Below are 17,703 nucleotides of genomic sequence, written 5' to 3' on the forward strand. Positions count from 1 at the left end.
ATGAACCTCATTCTGGCTCAGATTTTTTGTTATCTTACTTTGATTAATTGATTGATCAAAAAGATTCTAATTCTCATGTTCTCGAATGATTTAAATCCGTAGGATACTCGTTTCATTGTCTTTATGTGGGTATTCTTCGCTTCTATTTTTCCATTGGAATAAGGATAGATCATTGCGTTGGTGATGCCTTCTTCATAGGTCAGAAGGTTTTGAAGCTTTTCCCGAAAGCTGTCATCCAACGTTTCGGGAAGTTCTGCTAATAAGGAGAAAAATAAGTCAGGGTCTTTGTCTCGAAAGGCTTCAACTAATTCATGAAAAAAGGGATACGCCTCCTTTAGGGGCGTAGAAAACTCAAGCAATCGATCAATCATCATTGCTTCAGTAAGAAATGGGTATTTTGGTGCTCGGAAACTTTTCCATGTTTTGTATTCATAATGGTTGATGTTTGCACGATTTTTTAGCAAAAAGCGCCAGTTCTTTTTCAGTTTTTCTGCCTGGCTTTTCTGTCCTGCTTTACGAAGTTCATTCATTTCACGGATACGCAACTCATTGAACGCTTGATTCATGTGTTTGACAATATGAAACCGATCAATCACTATTTTCGCATTTGGCAGAACACGTTTGGTGAGCTGGAAGTAGGCGGCGTTCATGTCTGTCACCAAGAATTCTACTTCTTCTGGATTGGTACACTTTAAGAAATAGCTTGTTAATCGAGGTAATTTACGCGTAGGCAAAACATCTATTAATTTTCCTGTTTCGCCATCTGCGCAAATAAAGCTCATTTTATCTTCTATGGAAGCATGCGAACGAAATTCATCAACCATCAATACTCTTGGGAGAATCTTCTTAGATTGCTTTGGTAAATAGCTTTTAAACTCTTTCAATGTACGAATAACAGTGGTCAAAGATACCTGACAGCTTTTCGCAATAAAAGATAAAGATACTTTTTCAGTCAGTAAAGAAGCAATTTTATATCTAACATGATTTGCGATTGAATGTCTGGATTGGACAAAATAACTTTGAGCAGTCCAATGGGTTCGGCAGTTTTTACAGGTATAGCGCTGCTTTTTTAGGCGCATAACCAAAGGCATATGATTGTATTGTTCAAAACGGACAATCGTTTCTTTTTTTCCATTTTTCACTATAATTGCTTTCCCGTTTCCATCTACCACAGTAGAACCACAACTTCTACAAGCACGAGGAGTAGGCGAGAGAACAGCATCGACGACCAACGTCTTTTTCTTCTGAAGGGTCTCGTAAGAGACCTCTGTAATCATCAAATCTTTCTCTATTATTCTCAGCATTTTTTTGATAGAATCATTCATATAGCATATCGTCCTCTCAGTTGTTTATTTTGTGGTGATTTAATCATACTAGAGAACGATATGTTTTTTAATACCTAAAATGAAAATGGGACTGAAGAATCAATTCTGATTCATCAGTCCCATAAATTATAGAGCCAATTTTTGTGGAGGGTGCCTTATTTTCGAAGAGTTTACTTTTGTTCCTGCCGTTTATTCGATTTTAGGTGGTGCGAGAAGACGAATGTCCCAGACGAATTTTTTAATTGTAGCAAATTCATGAACAGATTCTCTCTGCATTTTGGATACATGAAGAAAAAGTGTTATATCCTTAAAAAAAACAAATGATTTGGACCAGAAAAAACTTGATTTCAACAAGCAAGAGTTGATTTGTTAAAGACGAACAATAAATCTTTTTATCTATTTTTCATTCGAATTTATCTTGATTTACAGAGGGGCGATTGATAAAATATAAGTGAATACGAATCGAGAGGAGAAACGAATGGCTGCAAAAATTTCTGTAATAATGGGGAGCATCTCGGATTGGGAGACAATGAAACATGCGTGTGAGATTATTGAAGAATTTGGCGTTTCTTTTGAAAAGAAAGTAGTTTCAGCACATCGAACACCAGATTTGATGTTTTCGTATGCAGAAGAAGCTCGAGAAAAAGGTATAAAAGTGATTATTGCAGGTGCGGGAGGAGCAGCTCATTTACCAGGGATGGTTGCTGCAAAGACGACATTACCGGTTATTGGTGTTCCTGTTCAAAGCCGAACATTGAACGGATTGGATTCTTTGCTATCCATTGTCCAAATGCCAGGCGGCGTGCCTGTGGCGACGACAGCGATTGGAAAAGCAGGCGCAATTAATGCCGGTCTACTTGCGATACAGATGCTTTCAATGTATGATTTAGAGTTGGAGGCTGCATTAGCGAAACGACGCGCAATGTCGGTTGAATCTGTAATAGAAAGTAGTGATCAACTTGGTTAAACCATTATTACCAGGCTCGACGATCGGAATCGTCGGTGGTGGACAGTTAGGTCGCATGATGGCGATCAGTGCAAAAGAGATGGGATTCAAAGTCGGTGTGCTTGATCCGATGAATGATTGTCCGGCTGCTCAAGTAGCGGACTGGCACATTGAAAGTTCCTACGATGATACGTTTGCTCTAGAAGAACTTGCAAGACGAACTGAGGTTATCACCTACGAATTTGAGAATGTGAGTGTGGAAGCACTGAATGCGATTTTGCCGATGTCATTTATTCCTCAAGGAACAGATTTGTTGGCGATCACGCAAGATCGTCTACTAGAAAAATCATTTTTAGAAACAAATAATATCGTGATCGCTCCACATGCAACGATCGTCAGTCCCACAGATATCCAAGATGCAATCGATGGTATCGGTTATCCTTGTGTCTTGAAAACAACTCGTGGCGGATATGACGGTAAGGGGCAATATGTACTGAAGAGTCGAGCGGACTTAGCTCCTGCGATGGATCTTTTAAGAGAAGGAACTTGCGTATTAGAAGCTTGGATTCCATTTGAAAAAGAACTATCGATCATGGTCGCAGGCAATGGGCAAGGGCAATATACGACATTTCCAGTTGTTGAAAATATCCATTGTAATAATATTCTCCATGAAACGATTGCGCCAGCAACTGTTTCAGCGGATGTGATCGAAGAGGCAGAAAGAATTGCTAAAGTGATTGCTGAAGCAGTGAGTTTGTCCGGTGCACTGGGCGTCGAAATGTTTTTGACGAAGACTGGTGGATTGTATGTGAATGAATTGGCACCGCGTCCACACAATTCAGGACATTACACCTTAGAAGCATGCGGAATGACACAATTTGATGCGCATATCCGTGGGATTTGCGGTTGGCCTTTACCTAAAAAAGTCCCATTGTTAAGTGATGCCGTCATGGTCAACGTTTTAGGTGAACAACTATTAGAAAGTTACAATTTGATTGCGAAAAAACAAGATTGGAAATTTCATTTCTATGGCAAGAAACAAGCGAAAAAAGGTCGTAAGATGGGACACATCACGATTTTGACAGAAGATATCGAGTCGACATTGAAAGAAATCGAAAAAACGAATATTTGGGATTAAAGGAGAATAGTTGATGTTAGAACGTTATACACGACCTGAAATGGGCAATATTTGGACAGAGCAAAATAAATATCAAGCATGGTTAGAAGTTGAAATACTTGCTGATGAAGCTTGGGCAGAATTAGGAGAAATACCTAAAGAAGATGTAGCAAAAATCCGTGAACACGCGTCTTTTGATATCGCTCGTATTTTAGAGATTGAGCAATCGACACGCCACGATGTCGTTGCTTTTACTCGAGCAGTTTCGGAAACACTTGGCGACGAAAGTAAATGGGTCCATTATGGATTAACAAGTACAGATGTGGTGGATACAGCTTATGGTTACCAAATCAAACAAGCAAATGACATTTTGCGCGAAGATTTGAAACGTTTCACAGCGATCATTGGTGAAAAAGCCAAAGAGCATAAGTATACAGTCATGATGGGACGTACGCATGGTGTGCATGCTGAGCCAACCACTTTCGGTCTTAAATTAGCTACTTGGTATTCTGAGATGAAACGAAATATCGAACGTTTTGAACATGCAGCAAAAGGCGTAGAAGCAGGGAAAATCTCCGGTGCTGTTGGTACGTTTGCGAATATCCCTCCGTTCATTGAAGAATATGTCTGCGAAAAACTAGGCATCCGTACGCAAGAAGTATCGACGCAAGTTTTACCACGTGATCTACATGCCGAATATTTTGCGACAATGTCATTGATTGCGACCAGTATCGAACGCTTTGCGACAGAGATTCGTGGACTTCAAAAATCGGAAACACGAGAAGTCGAAGAATTTTTTGCTAAAGGACAAAAAGGCTCATCTGCTATGCCACATAAACGTAATCCGATCGGTTCAGAAAATATGGCTGGCTTAGCGCGAGTGATCCGTGGGCATATGATTACCGCTTATGAAAATGTTTCGTTGTGGCACGAAAGAGATATCTCCCATTCTTCTGCAGAACGGATCATTCTACCTGATACAACGATCCTACTTGATTATATGTTGAGCCGCTTCGGCAATATCGTTAAAAATCTAACGGTATTCCCAGAAAACATGAAACGTAACATGGATGCGACATTTGGCTTGATCTATAGCCAACGTGTCATGTTGAAATTGATTGATAAAGGGATGACAAGAGAAGAAGCGTATGATCTTGTTCAACCTAAGACAGCATATGCGTGGGATAATCAAGTGTCCTTCCGTCCTTTACTTGAAGAAGACGAAGCGATCACTTCTGTTTTGACACCAGAAGAAATCGCTGAAGCATTTGATTACAACCACCATATGAAAAATGTGGATGTCATTTTTGAACGTGTCGGTTTAGCATAAACCATTCAGTAAGAATAGATGTTAACAATGTTTCTCGACTGATCGAAAAAAACGAACAATCACTAGCTAGAACTATTTTTTTAAATGCAAGAAAAAAAGAACATCCTTCAGACTAACTTCTGAGGGATGTTCTTTTTGGTTTAAGCATAAGCCATTTGATGACCCAAATTGAAATGTTGGGAATGTAGAAGATTCAATAATGTTTCAACAAATGTATAGCCAAATTCTTGTTGATCGAAGGTCACGAGCAATCGGTAATGATGCTTGAATAACTTTTGCTCATGGATTTGTTTGATCACTAGTTCATGGTTGTTTTGGGTCAAGTAATGGAATGTTCGTTTTCGACACTCCGATTGTCGTTTTGCTGCACGGCGAAGTTTTCTAAATGTATAAAAACTTCGATCCTTCATGCAGGCATCAACATCTTTGATAGCAAGTAGATCATTGTATAAGCGTGATTTTTCTTCAACAGATAAATCGAGTAAAAAGCGTTGGGCAGACGTACTTGGATCTTCCATTTAGTTACCTCCTTGAAACCTCTAACTGTTTTCTTTAAATCTACTATATCACCAATCAATAAATGTGTAAACGCTTCTTAACGAAGAACAACTATTCTTAATAAAAGCACGAAAGACGAACATTAAATGTTTTTAATGGTTTAAATGTACACTTTTGTATTGATTTGATTCCTGACCCTTGGTAAAATTTAAAGTGAAAAGACGAACAAATAATGTGTGTTGGTAATACAACGTTAACAAACAAGGAGTCGTAGACATGGAAAAACAGAACTTGCTCTATGAAGGAAAAGCAAAAAGAATGTTTAACACGAATGATGAAACTGTCCTGTGGGTGGAGTATCTAGATCAAGTGACTGCCCTCAACGGTGGAATGAAAGACCAAATGCAAGGGAAAGCAGAATTGAACAATCAAATCACAAGTGCTATTTTTGAATACTTATCGAATCAAGGAATAAAAAATCATTTTATTGAGAAATTGTCAAAAACCGAACAATTGATTAAAAAACGGTCGATCATTCTCTTAGAAGTGGTCGTCAGAAATATTTCAGCTGGAAGTTTTTCAAAACGCCTAGGAGTAGAAGAAGGGCAAGTGCTACCGACACCGATCGTTGAATTTTATTACAAAAAAGATGAACTAGATGATCCCTTCATCAATGATGCCCACGTTGGTTTCTTAGAGTTAGCAACGCCTGAAGAGATAGCGGAGCTTAAAAAACAAGCGTTGCAAATCAATGACCATCTGATAGAACTATTCAAAAAAATCAATTTACGATTAGTCGATTTTAAAGTGGAATTTGGACGTACTGCGACTGGCGAGATCGAATTAGCAGATGAAATTTCTCCGGATACATGTCGCTTATGGGATCTTACCACTAAGGAACATATGGATAAGGATGTCTACCGGCGAAAGATCGGCAACATCATTCCTGTCTATCAAGAAGTACTCGATCGTTTAAATCAATTATCACTCGAAAATAAAGGAGAATAAATCATGTATTTTGTAAAAGTGTACGTAACATATAAAGATTCAGTATTAGATCCACAAGGAGAGGCAGTTAAAAATGCGGTACATCGTTTAGGCTACGACAACATTGAAGATATTCGTATCGGGAAGTATTTTGAAATCCAAGTCTCAGCTAGTGAAGAGGAAGTAGAAGCAACGATCGAAGCGATTTGCGATCGTTTATTAGCAAATGTCAATATGGAAACGTATCGTTATGAAATCAACAAAATGGAGGAAGTTTAGCATGAAATTTGCCGTGATTGTTTTTCCTGGATCGAATTGTGATGCGGACTTGCTTTGGGCGATCCGTGATGTGATGGGCGCAGAAGCAGACTATGTTCGTTATGACGAATCTTCTCTTGAAGGGTATGACGGAGTATTGATCCCTGGCGGCTTTTCTTACGGCGATTACTTACGTTGTGGAGCGATTGCTCGTTTTTCAACAATCATGGATGAAGTGATTCGTTTTGCGGAAGAAGGAAAACCTGTTTTTGGTACATGTAATGGATTCCAAGTGTTGACGGAGGCTGGATTGCTACCAGGCGTATTAAGAAGAAATGATTCATTACGTTTTATCTGTAAGTCAGCATCACTGAAAGTTAACAATCAAACATCCTTTACTTCAGAGTACGACAAAAATGAAGTGATCCAGTTGCCGGTGGCCCATGGAGAAGGCAATTATTTTTGTGACGAAGAGACGCTTCAAGAACTGATCGACAACAACCAAATCGTGTTTACCTACGAGGGAGAAAATCTCAACGGCAGTGTGGCCAACATTGCAGGGATTACAAACAAAGCAGGAAATGTGTTAGGGATGATGCCCCATCCAGAACGAGCAATGGAAGCATTACTTGGCTCAGAAGATGGCAAACGTTTCTTCGCTTCGCTATTGAAGAATTTCGGAAAGGTGACTGCATAAATGAAAACAATGATGGAGCCAACTGCATTAGAAATCAAAGAACAAAAGATTTATACGCAATGGGGACTGACGGATGAAGAATACCGGATGATCGAAGAAGACATCTTAGGTAGAATGCCTAATTATACAGAGACCGGTCTGTTCTCAGTCATGTGGAGTGAACACTGTTCTTACAAAAACTCCAAGCCGATCTTAAGAAAATTCCCAACAAGTGGGCCGAATGTCTTACAAGGGCCTGGTGAAGGCGCGGGGATCGTTGACATTGGAGACGGACAAGCAGTGGTTTTTAAAGCAGAAAGCCACAATCATCCTTCGGCAGTCGAACCTTATGAAGGCGCAGCAACAGGTGTTGGGGGCATTATTCGTGATATTTTCAGTATGGGTGCACGTCCGATTGCTCTACTTGATTCACTGCGTTTTGGCGAATTAGATAATCCTCGTACAAAATACCTGTTAGAAGAAGTTGTTGCTGGTATCGGAGGGTATGGTAATTGTATTGGCGTACCGACAGTTGGTGGTGAGATCGCCTTTGATCCTTGTTATGAGGGGAATCCATTGGTAAATGCCATGTGTGTTGGGTTGATCGATCATAAAGATATCCAAAAAGGACAAGCATCAGGTGTTGGCAATTCGATCATGTATGTAGGCGCTAAGACAGGTCGGGATGGTATCCATGGTGCGACATTTGCCTCCGAAGAATTTAGTCAGGAAGAAGAACAACAACGTTCAGCTGTGCAAGTGGGCGATCCTTTTATGGAGAAATTATTGTTAGAAGCTTGTTTGGAATTGATTTTGGACCACTCAGACATTCTTGTCGGCATCCAAGATATGGGTGCGGCAGGACTTGTTTCATCAAGTTCAGAAATGGCCTCAAAAGCAGGCTCTGGTTTGGTATTGACCTTGGACGATGTACCGCAGCGTGAATCGCAGATGACCCCTTATGAAATGATGTTATCTGAATCCCAAGAACGGATGTTGATCTGTGTGAAGGCTGGTTCAGAAGCGCGTGTCCAAGCACTATTCCAAAAATACGATCTAGACGCGGTGACGATTGGAAAAGTAACAGATGATGGTCAGTACCGTTTGTATCATCATGGAAAAGAAGTAGCCAATCTTCCGGTAGATGCCTTGGCAGAAGATGCGCCTGTCTATCAGAAAGAAATGGTTGAACCAGAACGGATGGCAAAATTCCGTGAATTAGGTCAATACCAACCAGTGATCTCTGATCCAAATGAAGTATTGACTGCGTTGTTGAAGCAACCGACGATCGCATCAAAACGTTCGATTTATGAGACGTATGATTCGCGTGTCCAAACCAATACAGTGGTTGCTCCAGGTAGTGATGCCGCAGTTTTGCGTATTCGCGGGACCAAAAAAGCGTTAGCGATGACGACAGACTGTAATGCTCGTTATATTTATCTAGATCCAGAAATTGGTGGTCAGATTGTTGTTGCGGAAGCAGCAAGAAATATTGTCGCAAGTGGTGGTCAACCTTTAGCGATTACGGATTGTTTGAACTATGGTTCTCCAGATAAACCAGAAGTATTCTGGGAGTTATCGTACTCAGCTGATGGAATTGCTAAAGCATGTGAAATGTTGGAAAAACCTGTGATCTCAGGAAATGTTTCTCTATATAACGAGACAGATGGCCAAGCGATCTATCCAACGCCGATGATCGGTATGGTCGGATTGATCGAAGCCCACGAACATATCACTACCCAAGAGTTCAAACAAGCAGGAGATGTGATCTATGTGATCGGCCAGACGTTTGCAGACTTTAACGGCAGCGAATTACAAAAGCTGCAGCTAGGTAGGATCGAAGGAATGGTGGAGCATTTTGATCTAACTACCGAAAAAGAAAACCAAACCTTGATGTTAGAAGCAATCAAAGCTGGACTGATCCAAAGTGCGCATGACTGTGCAGAAGGTGGGTTAGCGGTGGCTATTGCGGAATCAGCGTTCACAAATGGTTTCGGTGTTTCAACGAGAGTTGATCTGCCAGCTGCTCATCTGTTTTCTGAATCACAATCGCGTTTTATTGTATCTGTAACAAAAGAAAACCAACAAGCCTTTGAAACATTAGCTGGTGAGCGTGGGACACTTCTTGGTCACGTAACGGAAGAAAAACAATTGGTGATACAAGCAAATGATGGAAGAGTTGACTTGGCAGTCGCTTCGGCGAAACAGTCTTGGGAGGAAGCAATCGAATGTCTTATGAAGTAAGAAGCATCAATGAAGAATGTGGAGTGTTCGGTGTTTGGGGACATCCTCAAGCTGCCAATGTCACTTACTTTGGTTTGCATAGTTTGCAGCATCGTGGGCAAGAAGGTGCTGGCATCGTATCAAATGATGATGGGAAATTATATGGTCACCGTGATCTTGGGCTTCTTTCAGAGGTATTCAAAGATCCAAGAAAACTAGCAGCTTTATCTGGACAAGCAGCGATCGGTCACGTTCGCTATGCTACCGCAGGCAATGGCAGTGTGGATAATATCCAACCTTTTTTATTCAAATTTTACGATCAATCGATTGGGTTGGCTCATAATGGCAATCTGACGAATGCTCGCTCTTTACGGACGTCTTTAGAAAAAGATGGTGCCATCTTTCATTCAAATTCAGATACAGAGATCTTGATGCATTTGATCCGTCGTAGTAACGAAGAAACGTTTTTAGACAGATTAAAGGAAGCCTTGGCTGAGGTAAAAGGCGGATTTGCTTACTTATTACTGACAGAAGACGCGATGGTTGCGGCACTAGACCCTAATGGTTTTCGCCCATTAGCCATTGGTCAAATGAAAAATGGCGCATATGTCATTACTTCTGAAACCTGTGCGCTGGAAGGGATCGGTGCGCGGTTTGTACGTGATGTCTTGCCAGGAGAAATCGTGATCATCAATGATGATGGCTATACGATCGAGCAATACACGACAGATACTCAATTGGCGATTTGTTCCATGGAATATATTTACTTTGCACGTCCGGATTCTGATATTGCAGGGATCAATGTGCATACAGCACGTAAAAATATGGGGAGACGTTTAGCGGCTGAAGCGCCGATCGAAGCAGATATGGTGGTTGGTGTGCCCAATTCTTCGTTGTCAGCAGCCAGTGGTTATGCTGAAGCAAGTGGTATCCCATATGAAATCGGCTTGGTGAAAAATCAATATGTGGCACGTACGTTCATCCAACCAACCCCAGAATTAAGAGAACAAGGTGTGCGGATGAAACTTTCTGCGGTTCGGGGCGTTGTGGAAGGGAAAAAAATCATTATGGTCGATGATTCGATCGTTCGCGGCACTACCAGCCGAAGAATCGTCAATCTATTAAAAGAAGCTGGAGCAAAGGAAGTCCATGTGCGGATCGCATCTCCACCATTGAAATATCCATGTTTTTACGGGATCGACATCCAAACGAGAAAAGAACTGATCGCAGCGAATCATTCCATCGAAGAGATCAGAGAATGTATCGGCGCAGATTCGTTGGATTTCTTGAGTGAAGAAGGCTTGATTGGAGCAATCGGCCTACAAAAAGATTCCCCTTATTCAGGGTTATGTATGGCTTATTTCAACGGCGATTATCCGACACCGCTATATGACTACGAAGAAAAATACCAAGAATCTTTAAAAGAAAAAGTATCTTTTTTTTAAACGGAGCAAATGAAAGGAGCAAGTAATCAAATGGGTAATGCTTATGCAAAAGCGGGTGTGGATGTAGAAGCGGGGTATGAAGTCGTGGATCGCATCAAAAAACATGTGAAGAAAACAGAAAGAATCGGTGTGATGGGTGCATTAGGAGGCTTTGGTGGCTGCTTTGACCTTAGTGGATTCCAATTAAAAGAACCTGTCTTAGTTTCCGGGACAGACGGTGTGGGTACTAAGTTAGCTGTAGCTATCGCCGCAGATCGCCATGAAACGATCGGTATCGATTGTGTCGCGATGTGTGTCAATGATATTTTGGCACAAGGGGCAGAACCTTTATACTTTTTAGATTATTTGGCAACAGGTAAAAATGACCCAGAACGTCTAGAAAAAGTCGTATCAGGCGTTGCTACTGGTTGTGTTTCAGCAAACATGGCATTGATCGGTGGCGAAACAGCAGAAATGCCAGGTATGTATCAAGGGGACGATTATGATCTGGCAGGTTTTGCGGTAGGGATTGCGGAAAAAGCGCAATTGATTACTGGTCAATCGATCACAACAGGTGATATCTTGCTAGGTTTGCCTTCTAGTGGCATCCATTCCAATGGGTACTCTTTGGTTCGTAAAATCTTTTTTGAACAGCAAGGTTTTTCATTAGAAGAAACGATCGAAAGGTTGGATACCTCTTTGGCAGATGTGTTGCTTGAACCGACAAAAATCTATGTTTCGACTTTATTACCATTAATCAAAAAAGAGAAGATCAAAGGTGCCGCACATATTACAGGTGGTGGGTTCATTGAGAATATTCCGCGGATGTTGCCAGAAAATGTTGCTGCCCGCATCGATCTAGGCACATGGCCAGTTTTACCGATCTTCGATTGTTTGCAAAAGTATGGTGAGATCCCTGCACATGAAATGTATGAGATCTTTAACATGGGCATTGGAATGGTCATTGCAGTTTCTCCTGAACATGCGAGTGAAATCATTGATCAAATCCGTAAATCTGGCGAAGAAGTCTATCAAATCGGGCAAGTCGTACCGTTTGAGGAGCAAAAAGTCGTGATCGCAGAGGGGAAAAAATGAAGATTGCCGTCTTTGCTTCAGGAAATGGCAGTAACTTTCAAGCGCTGGTCGATTATTTTAAAAAGAACCGACTTTCTGCGACAATCGAGTGGTTGTTTTGTGATCAGCCACATGCCTATGTTTTACAACGGGCAAAAAAAGCGCAAGTTCCGAGCACCTGTTTTTCACCGAAAGAGTTTGCATCCAAAACGGAGTACGAACAAGCGATCCTTGAAGAATTAGCAAACCGAGAGATTGATTTGATCGTACTGGCAGGCTATATGCGAATCGTTGGTGAAGGCTTACTGTCAACTTATGAAAATAAAATGATCAATATCCATCCTTCGTTATTACCGAATTTTCCCGGTCTTCATGGGATTCGCGATGCTTTTGAAGCAGGCGTGAAGGAAACAGGTGTGACTGTCCATTATATCGATCGTGGGGTGGATACTGGACCAATCATTCGTCAGGAAAAAGTGATGATCGAAAAAGAAGATACATTAGCTACATTGGAACAAAAAATCCATCAGATCGAACATCAGATCTTTCCAGAAGTGATTGCAAATATAGTAAATATGGGAGATGTAAAAAAATGACAAGAGCGTTAATAAGTGTTTCAGATAAGACTGGGGTCATTGACTTTGCGAAAGGACTACGTGCTGCCGATATAGAGATCATTTCCACAGGTGGAACTAAAACAGCTTTGGAAGAAGCAGGAATCGAAACCATTTCTATCGATGAAGTGACTGGTTTTCCTGAGATGATGGATGGCCGAGTAAAAACTTTACATCCAAAAATCCACGGAGGATTATTAGGGCGTCGCGATAGTGAAAGCCATATGGAGGCAATGGAAAAAGAAGCCATCCAACCAATCGATATTGTCTGTGTCAACCTTTATCCATTCAAGGAAACGATCTTAAAACCAGAAACGACCGAAGCAGATGCGATCGAAAATATTGATATCGGTGGACCGAGCATGTTGCGAAGTGCTGCAAAAAATCATGCTTTCGTAACAGCCATCGTTGATCCCGTTGATTATGCGATCGTTTTAGCAGAAATCCAGCAAGAAGGTCACACGAGCCTTGAGACACGTAGAAAGTTAGCAGCAAAAGTTTTTCGTCATACGGCTGCTTATGATGCGTTGATTGGTCAATATCTCACAGAAGCTGTGGGTGAAAAAGATCCTGAGAATCTAACCCTTACTTATACGCGCAAACAAGACCTTCGCTATGGCGAGAATAGCCATCAAGAAGCAGCATTTTATCAAGCGGCTTTACCAACGAGTTATTCGATTGCAAGTGCGGAACAATTGCACGGTAAGGAACTTTCTTTCAATAATATTCGTGATGCGGATGCTGCGTTACGTATCATGAGAGAGTTCACGGAACCAACTGTCGTTGCGTTGAAACATATGAATCCATGTGGGATCGGAAGTGGCGAGACGATTTTCTCTGCGTGGGAAGCTGCTTATGCTGCTGATCCAGTATCGATCTTTGGCGGCATTATCGTATTGAATCGGGAAGTCGATTTGGTTAGTGCACAAGCAATGACTCAATTGTTTTTAGAAATCATTATCGCTCCTAGTTACAGTGAAGAGGCCCTAGCTGTACTGAAAACGAAGAAAAATCTCCGTCTGTTGCAAGTCGATTTCTCGAATGTGGAAGGAAATGCTAACGAAATGGTCTCTGTCTTAGGAGGTTTACTGGTCCAACAAGATGATCGTGCAATGGAAGAACCAGAAAGTTGGACCGTAGTCACCGATCGTCAACCCACCAAAGAAGAGCAAGCAGCGATGGCTTTTGCTTGGAAAGCGGTCAAACATGTGAAATCAAATGCGATCGTCGTTGCAAATCAACAGCAAACCCTCGGTATTGGTGCCGGCCAAATGAATCGTGTGGGTTCGGTCAAGCTTGCGATCGAACAAGCTGGTGCTAAAGCCGAAACAGCCGCGCTTGCAAGTGATGCTTACTTCCCAATGGATGACTCTGTCGAATACGCTGCGAAGCATGGCATCAAAGCAATCATCCAGCCGGGAGGAAGTATCAAAGATCAAGCCTCGATCGATATGGCAAACAAGTATGGTATCGCAATGGTATTTACCGGCGTGCGTCATTTTAGACATTAAGAAGGAGCGGATAAAATGAAGTGTTTAGTGATTGGCTCGGGCGGGCGAGAACATGCGATAAGCAAAAAACTTTTAGCTAGTCCATTAGTTGAAGCTGTGTATTGCGCACCTGGAAATGCAGGAATGAAAAAAGATGGGGTTCACTTGGTGGATCTTGTTGAAACGGATCATGAAGGATTGATCGAATTTGCTCGAGCTGAAGGGATCGCCTGGACATTTGTTGGTCCAGAAATCCCTCTACTCAATGGGATCGTTGATGATTTTCAAGCGGAAGGATTAGCGATTTTTGGCCCAACAAAAGCTGCAGCCTTAATTGAAGGTTCAAAGAGCTTTGCCAAAGAGTTGATGGCACGTCAAGGTATTCCTACTGCAGAGTCACAAACGTTTACCCGTTTTGCCGAAGCGAGAGAATACATTGAAGCAAAAGGCGCACCGATCGTTATCAAAGCAGACGGATTAGCTGCTGGTAAAGGGGTCGTTGTGGCGGAAACCCTCGAAGCCGCTGTCGAAGCCGCTTCAGAGATGCTAGAAAATGATCGGTTTGGTGCTAGTGGGCAGAAAATCGTCGTGGAAGAGTTCTTGTCAGGAGAAGAGTTCTCTTTACTTGCTTTTGTCCGAGATAAAGAAGTTTATCCCATGGTGATCTCGCAAGACCATAAGCGAGCGTATAATGGGGATAAAGGTCCTAATACTGGCGGAATGGGCGCTTATACACCTGTGCCGCAAATCCCTCAAACCATGGTTGATCAGGCTGTCGAAAAAGTATTGAAACCAGCAGTGCGAGGGATGAAAGAGATAGGGTGTTCATTTACTGGTATTTTATATGCAGGGCTGATTGCCACAGCAGAAGGACCAAAAGTAATCGAATTCAACGCTCGGTTTGGTGATCCTGAGACGCAAGTTGTGTTGCCACGACTTAAAAGTGATCTAGCGGAAATCATTGACCGCCTATTAACAGGAAGGGCAGTCGAGTTAACATGGGAGACAGAAGGAGTTTGCTTAGGTGTAGTCGTTGCGGCAGAAGGCTATCCAGGAAAATACCAAAAAGGAGCCTTGCTTCCAGATTTTTCAGCTGATCCAGATGTGGCCGTCTATTATGCGGGGGTAGAGGAACAAGCGAAAGAACTGGTAGGTGCAGGGGGACGGATCTATTTGGTGGAAGCGAGTGGTCAGACAATCGAAGAAGCGCAAGAAAAAATATACTCTGTTTTAAAAGTCAAGAATACTGAACGTACATTCTATCGGACGGATATCGGCTCAAAAGCCTTGGTACAAAAGTAAAAGTCACATAAAGAAATAAAACTATTTTTTGCAGAAACGGAAAAATAGTTTTATTTTTTTTGAAGCCTTTTCATGATGGTTATGGTAAAATCGAGTTGCTAAGAAAGGATGAGATTTGATGAAAAAGATTCGTTTAGGGACTTCCGACCAGCTCGTATCCTCCGTCATTTTAGGTTGTATGCGTTTGAATGGTTCTGAGCAACCTGAAAAAGTGATTGAAGCAGCTTTTGAAAATGGCATCAACTTTTTTGACCATGCGGATATTTACGGTGGTGGGGACTGTGAAACAATTTTTGCTCAAGCGTTAGCAAAAACTTCGCTAAAACGTGATGAATTATTTATCCAAACGAAATGCGGGATCGTACCAGGAAAGATGTTTGATTTCTCAAAAAAACACATCATTCAATCGGTTGAAGATAGCTTGCGTCGATTAGATATGGAATACGTTGATGCCTTGTTACTTCATCGTCCAGACACGCTCGTTGAACCCGAAGAAGTGGCGGAAGCGTTTGATGAGTTGGAGCGATCTGGCAAGGTTCGTTTCTTTGGTGTGAGCAATCAAAAACCAATGCAGATCGAGTTATTGAAAAAATATGTGAACCAGCCATTACTGGCGAACCAATTACAATTTGGTCTTAAACATTCCGAAATGATCGATCAGGGAATCCATGTGAACATGACGGATCAAGCAAGTATTGACCATGATGGCAGTATCCTAGATTATTCTCGTTTACATGAGATGACGATCCAAGCGTGGTCGCCTTATCAATATGGCTTCTTTGAAGGTGTATTCATTGGAAATGAAAAATTCCCAGAATTGAATCAGTCGTTAAACGAACTGGCAGAAAAATATCATACGACACCAACAGGGTTAGCGTCGGCGTGGATCTTACGTCATCCTGCAAATATACAGGTGATCGCTGGAACGATGAATCTGACAAGGATTGAAGAAATCGCGAAAGCATCGATGATCGATATGACTCGAGAAGATTGGTATGAATTGTATCGTGCTGCTGGCAATATTTTGCCATAAAATAAAAGATATCGTTAGCCGACTCTCTGTTTTTTATGAGAAAGAGAGTCGGTTTTTATAAAAATAGAAAAACGATGAACAGTATCGAAGAAAAGAGGAGAATCAATGGATAAACAGTTAAGGAAACTATTAAAAGATGAGAGAAAATACTTATACGCCGATTTTAGTACATTACATAAAACACAACAAAAACTATATAATGAGATCATCAAAGAACAAAATAACTTACTGAATAAATTTCCTGAAAATGAAAGACAAGCAAAAAAACTCATCAACCCAATCAATTCTTATGAAAATAAAATCGAAATGTGGGTAGCCAACGCCATGCGGATGGAAAAAATGGAGAAACATATCCAATCTATCCGATTAAAATTACATGCGGGTTTTCATCAACCAAGCAAGGCTTTCGAAAGAATGGGTTATCAGGAAAATTCGGCTAGAGTCATGCTTGAAAAACGTAGTGAACAGTTTTATCCCAAGGTGTTTCAACAATTGATTTCAAATATCACTTCCTTACTTGGTCAGAATGTAACTTTCGCCCGTGGTGAAGTAAAAATTCCACAATCGGTTGATCTAAACCTAAGTAAAAAAACGCTACAAACACGTAAAGATCGTTTGTCAGCTGAGTTTAAAGTACTACATAAAGAATCAAATGAATGGAAAAATGATTTAAAAACCTTAACGAAACAAGTACTACAGCATCGTGAAGATTTAGAAAATCCTGATTTTCGCATGGATTTCAAAAGAGGTTTGGAGTCGCATCATTCTATTGAACATATTGCAGCCCCCGTCATCAATTCGATCGAATCACTCCATTCAAGTATGTTGAATTACGCAGAAAGTTTGATCCATTTAAATAAAAAAGAGGGAGAACTTTTTGAAACCAGAGCGCAAATCAACGGGAAAGAGCAGTATGTTAATGGGAGCCATACGCTGAAAAGTTTGAATTATCAGCGTGGTCAGGCATTAACTGATCTAAAAGCAATAAGCAAATCACACTATACTCCTAAACTGCTGTCAGCGATCGATTATGTACGTAGTTTAGGTGCGGGAGTACTGAGAACAGTTGATGTAGATAAGCATGTACAGACGGACAGAAAACTCCAACAAGTAGCTCAGTTGAGAGCGCAAGGCTCTTTCGCTGACCGGACGAATCGTGCGAAAAAAATGGCGGGAGATTTCCAACAAAATCGCCCAACAACAAGTAACCATGAAAAAAGTCGTTAAGAATCATTGTGATTTTACAAACAAAAAAATAAGGTAGCATCAAAAAAAGCGAACGTTTAAAAATGTTCGCTTTTTTTTACACGAAAACTTAATTAAAGGTAAAATACAACTTTTTTATAATAAAAAGCTTGATTTTTTTATGAAATTACGTTAAATTACTTGAGGTACTAAAAATGAGC

At 41.1% G+C, this 17,703-nt stretch carries 16 protein-coding genes; 14 read left to right on the forward strand and 2 right to left on the reverse strand.

Annotation, left to right across the window (positions count from 1 at the left end; translation table 11 throughout):
- Positions 1 to 29 precede the first annotated feature (29 nt).
- Complete coding sequence (locus tag HZ311_RS13745; RefSeq protein WP_010734358.1) at positions 30 to 1,325, reverse strand: ISL3-like element ISEfa11 family transposase; 1,296 nt, start codon at positions 1,323 to 1,325, stop codon at positions 30 to 32.
- A gap of 478 nt (positions 1,326 to 1,803) precedes the next feature.
- On the opposite strand from HZ311_RS13745, the gene purE reads away from it, so the two are divergent.
- The 3 genes from purE to purB are packed head-to-tail and all read left to right on the forward strand — an operon-like array spanning position 1,804 to position 4,718.
- Positions 1,804 to 2,292 carry a 5-(carboxyamino)imidazole ribonucleotide mutase gene (gene purE, locus HZ311_RS13750; protein ID WP_010735688.1) on the forward strand — a complete coding sequence of 163 codons (489 nt, stop codon included), beginning with the start codon at positions 1,804 to 1,806 and terminating at the stop codon, positions 2,290 to 2,292.
- On the forward strand, positions 2,285 to 3,409 hold the full coding sequence (gene purK / locus HZ311_RS13755; RefSeq protein ID WP_010735687.1) for a 5-(carboxyamino)imidazole ribonucleotide synthase: 1,125 nt from the start codon (positions 2,285 to 2,287) through the stop codon (positions 3,407 to 3,409). Before purE ends, purK begins: the two co-directional genes overlap by 8 nt.
- Positions 3,410 to 3,422: 13 nt before the next feature.
- Positions 3,423 to 4,718, forward strand: coding sequence for an adenylosuccinate lyase (purB, locus tag HZ311_RS13760; protein ID WP_178946754.1), 1,296 nt, complete (start codon positions 3,423 to 3,425; stop codon positions 4,716 to 4,718).
- A 140-nt stretch (positions 4,719 to 4,858) separates the two neighbouring features.
- On the opposite strand, the gene HZ311_RS13765 is transcribed toward purB, so the two are convergent.
- The gene (locus HZ311_RS13765) at positions 4,859 to 5,236 is read right to left on the reverse strand and encodes a hypothetical protein (RefSeq protein WP_010735685.1); all 378 of its coding nucleotides are present in this window, start codon (positions 5,234 to 5,236) and stop codon (positions 4,859 to 4,861) included.
- 256 nt (positions 5,237 to 5,492) lie between these two features.
- On the opposite strand from HZ311_RS13765, the gene purC reads away from it, so the two are divergent.
- The 11 genes from purC to HZ311_RS13820 all read left to right on the forward strand — a co-directional run bounded on the left by purC (position 5,493) and on the right by HZ311_RS13820 (position 17,524).
- Entirely contained in the window at positions 5,493 to 6,224 is a 732-nt protein-coding gene (gene purC, locus HZ311_RS13770; protein WP_010735684.1) for a phosphoribosylaminoimidazolesuccinocarboxamide synthase, read from the forward strand.
- Positions 6,225 to 6,227: 3 nt separating this feature from the next.
- Positions 6,228 to 6,482: a phosphoribosylformylglycinamidine synthase subunit PurS gene (gene purS, locus HZ311_RS13775; protein WP_010735683.1), complete on the forward strand. Its 255-nt coding sequence runs from the start codon at positions 6,228 to 6,230 to the stop codon at positions 6,480 to 6,482.
- Position 6,483: 1 nt separating this feature from the next.
- Complete coding sequence (purQ, locus tag HZ311_RS13780; protein ID WP_023519515.1) at positions 6,484 to 7,158, forward strand: phosphoribosylformylglycinamidine synthase subunit PurQ; 675 nt, start codon at positions 6,484 to 6,486, stop codon at positions 7,156 to 7,158.
- Positions 7,159 to 9,381 carry a phosphoribosylformylglycinamidine synthase subunit PurL gene (gene purL / locus HZ311_RS13785; RefSeq protein WP_178946755.1) on the forward strand — a complete coding sequence of 741 codons (2,223 nt, stop codon included), beginning with the start codon at positions 7,159 to 7,161 and terminating at the stop codon, positions 9,379 to 9,381.
- Positions 9,366 to 10,805 carry an amidophosphoribosyltransferase gene (gene purF, locus HZ311_RS13790; protein WP_010735680.1) on the forward strand — a complete coding sequence of 480 codons (1,440 nt, stop codon included), beginning with the start codon at positions 9,366 to 9,368 and terminating at the stop codon, positions 10,803 to 10,805. The genes purL and purF overlap by 16 nt, the downstream gene beginning before the upstream one ends.
- A 30-nt stretch (positions 10,806 to 10,835) precedes the next feature.
- A complete protein-coding gene (gene purM, locus HZ311_RS13795; protein ID WP_023519517.1) occupies positions 10,836 to 11,879 on the forward strand; it encodes a phosphoribosylformylglycinamidine cyclo-ligase in 1,044 nt (347 codons plus the stop codon).
- Positions 11,876 to 12,454 (forward strand): phosphoribosylglycinamide formyltransferase, encoded by a 579-nt coding sequence (gene purN / locus HZ311_RS13800; RefSeq protein ID WP_023519518.1) that lies wholly within the window; start codon positions 11,876 to 11,878, stop codon positions 12,452 to 12,454. Before purM ends, purN begins: the two co-directional genes overlap by 4 nt.
- A complete protein-coding gene (gene purH, locus HZ311_RS13805; RefSeq protein WP_023519519.1) occupies positions 12,451 to 13,983 on the forward strand; it encodes a bifunctional phosphoribosylaminoimidazolecarboxamide formyltransferase/IMP cyclohydrolase in 1,533 nt (510 codons plus the stop codon). Before purN ends, purH begins: the two co-directional genes overlap by 4 nt.
- Before the next feature lie 15 nt (positions 13,984 to 13,998).
- The gene (gene purD, locus HZ311_RS13810) at positions 13,999 to 15,264 is read left to right on the forward strand and encodes a phosphoribosylamine--glycine ligase (RefSeq protein ID WP_023519520.1); all 1,266 of its coding nucleotides are present in this window, start codon (positions 13,999 to 14,001) and stop codon (positions 15,262 to 15,264) included.
- 118 nt (positions 15,265 to 15,382) lie between these two features.
- The gene (locus tag HZ311_RS13815; RefSeq protein ID WP_178946756.1) at positions 15,383 to 16,297 is read left to right on the forward strand and encodes an aldo/keto reductase; all 915 of its coding nucleotides are present in this window, start codon (positions 15,383 to 15,385) and stop codon (positions 16,295 to 16,297) included.
- A 105-nt stretch (positions 16,298 to 16,402) separates the two neighbouring features.
- Positions 16,403 to 17,524, forward strand: a complete 1,122-nt coding sequence (locus HZ311_RS13820; RefSeq protein ID WP_178946757.1) for a hypothetical protein — start codon at positions 16,403 to 16,405, stop codon at positions 17,522 to 17,524.
- Positions 17,525 to 17,703: the final 179 nt, after the last annotated feature.

It is taken from the genome of Enterococcus mundtii (assembly GCF_013394305.1).
GTDB lineage: Bacteria > Bacillota > Bacilli > Lactobacillales > Enterococcaceae > Enterococcus_B > Enterococcus_B pernyi.

Bases quoted from the DNA above. Each gene is read 5' to 3' on its own strand.
- HZ311_RS13765 (WP_010735685.1), bottom strand. From the start codon at position 5,236: ATGGAAGATCCAAGTACGTCTGCCCAACGCTTTTTACTCGATTTATCT.
- purH (WP_023519519.1), top strand. From the start codon at position 12,451: ATGACAAGAGCGTTAATAAGTGTTTCAGATAAGACTGGGGTCATTGAC.
- purS (WP_010735683.1), top strand. From the start codon at position 6,228: ATGTATTTTGTAAAAGTGTACGTAACATATAAAGATTCAGTATTAGAT.
- purM (WP_023519517.1), top strand. From the start codon at position 10,836: ATGGGTAATGCTTATGCAAAAGCGGGTGTGGATGTAGAAGCGGGGTAT.
- purQ (WP_023519515.1), top strand. From the start codon at position 6,484: ATGAAATTTGCCGTGATTGTTTTTCCTGGATCGAATTGTGATGCGGAC.
- HZ311_RS13815 (WP_178946756.1), top strand. From the start codon at position 15,383: ATGAAAAAGATTCGTTTAGGGACTTCCGACCAGCTCGTATCCTCCGTC.
- purC (WP_010735684.1), top strand. From the start codon at position 5,493: ATGGAAAAACAGAACTTGCTCTATGAAGGAAAAGCAAAAAGAATGTTT.
- purN (WP_023519518.1), top strand. From the start codon at position 11,876: ATGAAGATTGCCGTCTTTGCTTCAGGAAATGGCAGTAACTTTCAAGCG.
- purD (WP_023519520.1), top strand. From the start codon at position 13,999: ATGAAGTGTTTAGTGATTGGCTCGGGCGGGCGAGAACATGCGATAAGC.
- purE (WP_010735688.1), top strand. From the start codon at position 1,804: ATGGCTGCAAAAATTTCTGTAATAATGGGGAGCATCTCGGATTGGGAG.
- purL (WP_178946755.1), top strand. From the start codon at position 7,159: ATGAAAACAATGATGGAGCCAACTGCATTAGAAATCAAAGAACAAAAG.
- HZ311_RS13745 (WP_010734358.1), bottom strand. From the start codon at position 1,325: ATGAATGATTCTATCAAAAAAATGCTGAGAATAATAGAGAAAGATTTG.
- purB (WP_178946754.1), top strand. From the start codon at position 3,423: ATGTTAGAACGTTATACACGACCTGAAATGGGCAATATTTGGACAGAG.
- purF (WP_010735680.1), top strand. From the start codon at position 9,366: ATGTCTTATGAAGTAAGAAGCATCAATGAAGAATGTGGAGTGTTCGGT.
- HZ311_RS13820 (WP_178946757.1), top strand. From the start codon at position 16,403: ATGGATAAACAGTTAAGGAAACTATTAAAAGATGAGAGAAAATACTTA.